Origin of the sequence: Hydrogenophaga sp. (assembly GCF_022844385.1) — a bacterium.
Classification (GTDB): domain Bacteria; phylum Pseudomonadota; class Gammaproteobacteria; order Burkholderiales; family Burkholderiaceae_C; genus Hydrogenophaga.
Window position 1 is genome coordinate 1 of sequence record NZ_JALHLX010000200.1, and the last position, 4,464, is coordinate 4,464.

At 67.7% G+C, this 4,464-nt stretch carries 4 protein-coding genes and 1 pseudogene; 3 read left to right on the forward strand and 2 right to left on the reverse strand.

The window, feature by feature from the left end:
- Positions 1-301 precede the first annotated feature (301 nt).
- On the forward strand, positions 302-1,303 hold the full coding sequence (gene egtD, locus Q0C59_RS18885) for an L-histidine N(alpha)-methyltransferase (RefSeq protein ID WP_291218475.1): 1,002 nt from the start codon (positions 302-304) through the stop codon (positions 1,301-1,303).
- Here egtD and Q0C59_RS18890 read toward each other — a convergent pair.
- Entirely contained in the window at positions 1,278-2,219 is a 942-nt protein-coding gene (locus Q0C59_RS18890; protein WP_291218478.1) for a DMT family transporter, read from the reverse strand. The two genes, egtD and Q0C59_RS18890, sit on opposite strands and share 26 nt — an antisense overlap.
- 114 nt (positions 2,220-2,333) lie before the next feature.
- On the opposite strand from Q0C59_RS18890, the gene Q0C59_RS18895 reads away from it, so the two are divergent.
- Complete coding sequence (locus Q0C59_RS18895) at positions 2,334-3,134, forward strand: helix-turn-helix domain-containing protein (RefSeq protein ID WP_291218479.1); 801 nt, start codon at positions 2,334-2,336, stop codon at positions 3,132-3,134.
- A 15-nt stretch (positions 3,135-3,149) separates the two neighbouring features.
- Here Q0C59_RS18895 and senA read toward each other — a convergent pair whose 3' ends face one another.
- Entirely contained in the window at positions 3,150-4,289 is a 1,140-nt protein-coding gene (gene senA / locus Q0C59_RS18900) for a selenoneine synthase SenA (protein ID WP_291218481.1), read from the reverse strand.
- A 61-nt stretch (positions 4,290-4,350) separates the two neighbouring features.
- Here senA and Q0C59_RS18905 point away from each other — a divergent pair.
- A pseudogene (locus Q0C59_RS18905) lies at positions 4,351-4,464 on the forward strand (TIGR04348 family glycosyltransferase); the annotation flags it as partial.

Genomic DNA, 4,464 nt, shown 5'->3' on the forward strand with positions numbered 1-4,464 from the left:
ATCTGCTCGGTGGCGGCTTCTTCGGGGATGGTGGTGACGCGGAACACGGTTTGTGCGTGGGCGGCGGCGGTGAGGCTGAGCACGGCGCAGGTGAAGAGTGCGCGCAGGGTGCGTGGGGTGTTTGTGAACATGGTGAATCCGGTCAAGAGGGATTGGGGAGGGCGTATTAGACCCGACCTGATCCAGACGCGCGCCGCGCCGGGCGAGTGACCGTCAGCTTTGCAAGACCCTGCGGGAAAGCGGGTCAGCGCACCGACTTTGAAAGACGCCTCCGCTATAAAGACCCTTCCCGAAAGCGCCCATGACCACCCAGACCTCCGCACCCCCCTTCATCCAGCTCCACCATGAAGACCGTGCCGCCTTGCGCGCCGAACTCGTGGCTGGTCTGCTGGCGACGCCGGCCCACATCGCGCCGAAGTTTTTGTACGACGCTTTGGGCTCCCGCCTGTTCGACGCCATCACCGAACTGCCCGAGTACTACCCCACGCGCACCGAGGCGGCGATCTTCCAGCAGCACGGTGCCGACATGGCGCGTGTGGTGCCCGGCGGTTCCATCCTGCTCGACCTGGGCGCGGGCAGCTGTGTGAAGGCGGCACGCCTGTTCCCGGTGTTGCGCCCGTCGGCTTATGTGGCCATCGACATTTCGGTGGACTACCTGCGCGACACCTTGCAGCAGTTGCAGCAACAACACCCCGCGCTGGCCATGCTGGGCCTGGGCATGGATTTTTCAAGCCGCTTTGCACTCGGCGCCGAGGTGGCGGACTGGCTTGCCGACGGCCCGGCCGCGCAGGCGCCGCGCGTGGTGTTCTACCCCGGCTCCAGCATCGGCAACTTCAATCCCGCCGAAGCGTTGGCCTTGCTCAAGCAGGCGCACGCGGTGTGCCGCTCGGGCGGGGCGGGTGGCGGCCTGTTGATCGGTGTGGACCGCGTCAAACCGCGCGCCGTGCTGGAGCCGGCTTACGACGACGCGCTGGGGGTCACCGCGGCCTTCAACCGCAACTTGCTGCTCAACGTGAACCGGGTGCTGGGGGCTGATTTTTCGCCGGCCGCATGGCAACACGTGGGGCTGTTCAACGCACCGCTTTCGCGCATTGAAATGCACCTGCAGGCGACCACGCAGCAGCGCGTGTGCTGGCCCGGTGGCGAGCGTGTTTTTGTCCCGGGTGAACGGCTGCACACGGAGTGCTCGTACAAGTGGCAACCCGAGGCCTTTGAAACGGTTTTGCGGGACGCCGGCTTCGGCCCCGCGCGCCACTGGAGCGACGCACAGGGCTGGTTCAGCGTGTTCTGGGCACCGGCCTGAAGGCGCGCCACCACTGCGCGAAGAGTTCGTGACCACTCACCAGCACCACGCCGGCCAGCACCAGCAGGGCACCCGCGAGGAAGCTGGACTCGATGGGTTCGCTCAACAGCCAGGCGCCCAGCACCACGCCGAACAGGGGTGTGAGGAAGGTCAGCACACCCAGCCGCGAGGCCAGGTAGCGGCGCATCAGCCAGAACCAGACCAGGAAACTGACGAAGGCCACCACCACCGACTGGAAGGCCAGGCTCGCCCACACCAACGGCTTGGGGTTGAACGTGGTGTGGCCCATCAGGAACGCCGCCGGCAGCAGCAACAAGAAGGCGCCGAGCAGCTGGTAGAGCAGGGTTTGAGTGGCCGGCAGGCTGCTCAGCCGCGTGGTGCGGATGACGACCGTGGTGGCGCCCCAGGCCGCACCGCCCAGCAAGCCCAGCAGGTCGCCCCAGAGCATGCGGCTCCAGTCCTGGTTGCTCTGTGTGTCCCGCAGCAGGAACGCGATGGCGATGCCGGTGAAGGCCATCAGGATGCCCAGCCACTGCGCCGGTGCCAGCCGCTCGGAGGGCAGTTTCCACTGCAGGCCCAGGGCCGCGAAGATCGGCGCGGTGTAGAGAAACACCACCATGTGCGCGGCCGAGGTGTGGCCCAGACCTTCGCCCACCAGCAGGAATTCGAGACCGAACAAGGCGCCCGCGACCGCGCCGGGTTTCCAGGCGCCGTCGGCCAGCAGCGAGCCTTCGCGCCTGTGCCACATGAGCAGACCCACCAGCGCGGCGGCTATCCCTGAGCGCAGCGCGATCTGCAGGATGGGTGAGAAGTCTTGCGCTGTGGCCTTCAGCGCAATCTGCTGCAGGCTCCAGGTGAGGCAGAGCACGACCATGAGGCCGATGGCGCGGGTGTCGAGGGCTTGTCGGGTGTCCAAGAAGTGCATTCGTTGAGGTTCGGTTGCCGATTGTCTCTTTGGCCGATCTGCGGCATATAACGAAAATCAGACAAACCCCTTCCCCAGACCGTCAAACTTGTCCGGACCGTCAACATGCCGCGCTCCCCCGCCCGCCAACCCGTCAAACACCTGCAGATTGCGCCGTTCACCGATGCTCTGCCGGGCGACATCGTGTTCCGCGCAGCGCAGATGCCGGCGGATGCGGCCTACCCGCACCACCGCCACCACTGGGGTGAATTCGTCTACGCCTTCAGCGGCGTGATGGAGGTGCAGCTCGCCACCGAGCACTACCTGATCCCGCCGCAATACGGTCTGTGGCTGCCGCCCGATGTGGACCACACGGGCATGAACCGGCAGGAGGCTTCGTTCTGCTCGGTGTATGTGGTGCCCGAGCGCGCCGCGCGCATGCCGCAGCAGGTGTGTGCGCTCACGGTAAGCCCCTTGCTGCACGGCCTGCTGGAGCACCTGCGCCAGACGCCGCCCGCGCAGGCGCAAGGCGCGCCACACGAACGGCTGTTGCAGGTGCTGCTGGACCAGCTGGAGACCGCGCCGGCGACCGGCAGCTATCTGCCCACGTCCACCGATCCGCTTCTCGCGCCGGTGTTGCAGGCGCTGGAAGCCGCACCCGGAGATGCGCGTTCAGTGGCCGAGTGGGCGGCGTTGGTGCACACCACCGAGCGCACGCTCATGCGCCGTTGCCAGAGCCAGCTGGGCATGACGCTGGCCGAATGGCGGCAGCGCTTGCGCGCAGTGAAGGCCATGGCCTTGCTGGAGGCCGGCGGGAAAGTGGAGCACATCGCACAAGACCTGGGCTACGCGTCCACCTCGGCCTTCATCGGCATGTTTCGCCGGCTGACCGGCACCACGCCCGATGGCTACCGCAAGGGTCGCTGAGGCCTGTTCAATCCCTCAGGAGCGCACGCTGCGCAAGCCGGCAAAGATGTCGTTGCGCGCGGCCGGGAAGTAGTTGCGGTACCTCGGATGGCGCATGCGCGGGTGGGTGGCGCTGCTCGCACCCTTGAGCACCGGGCGACCGTCGAACCAGGGCTGTGAGTAGTCCCGGTAGGGGTGGGGCGTGAAGCCGGGAAAGGGCTCGAAGATGCTCGCAGTCCATTCCCAGACCTCGCCCCAGGCGAAGCCCGGTGCGGTGTGCGCCGCCACTTCCCATTCGGCTTCGGTGGGCAGGCGCCGCCCGGCCCAGCGGCACCAGGCTTGCGCCTCGTTGGCACTCAGGTGGCTGGCCGGGGCCTGAAGGTCCAGCGTTTGCCAGGTGCCGAAGCGCTGCGTTTCCCAACCCTGAGGTGTGCGCCGCAGGTAACGAGGGACCGGGGCCAGACCGGCATCCACCATCGGCAGGTAGCGCGCCCAGGTCACGGCACCGGTGTCGATGTCGAAGGCCTCCACGTCCACGGTGTGGGCGCCGAGTTCATTGTCGAACGCGAAGCCGGGGCCGGACCAGCCCAGCTTCCAGCGGGTGGCTGGCACGTGGACCGTGGGGACGTCGACAGGCTCGGTCCGAACGGGCGACAAGGGGTGGCCTGCATCGATGCCCAGCGCCTGCGCCATGTACGCCGCCGCCTCGGCGTGCATGTCTTCGTGGAAGAGGGCGAGGCGGAAGAAGTAGAGGCCGGTGTCTTCTTCCTTCGCGTCGCGCAGCAGCGCCAGCGTCTGGTCGAGGCTGACCGACAGGTCGTTGCGGGTGGTCTCGGCGTCCGGGAGGTCGAGCTGCCAGCGGTGGTCGTGCGCGATGGCGCTGGAGTCGTACAAGGCATCGGCATCCACGCCGCGCGCGGCCTGGCGTGCGGGGCTTCGTGCCACCAGCGGGTCCGCCTGCAGGCCCCGGCCCAGCTGCGGGTTGCGTGCGATCCACCAGTCAGCAAACCAGCCGATGTGGCCCAGCTCCCACAGCGGCAGGTTGAGCTCGGGCGTGCAGGGCACACGCAGACCCGGGCCGAGGGCGGTCTCGAAGGCCGCGAACTGCCTGAGGGTGCGCTCGCGCGCGTCCACCAGCGCGCTGGCCAGCGTTGCCCGGTCGGCATGGCGGGCCATGTCGGCCGCAGACCACCCGCCCGAAGGCGCATCGCCCACAATCGCTGACCTGCTCACACCCATGAAAAAACCTTCACTCTGTATCGTCACGCCGGCCCTGGCCGATGCCAACAACGGGAACTGGCAAACCGCCCGCCGCTGGGCGCGTTTGCTCTCGGGCCATTATCGGGTGAGG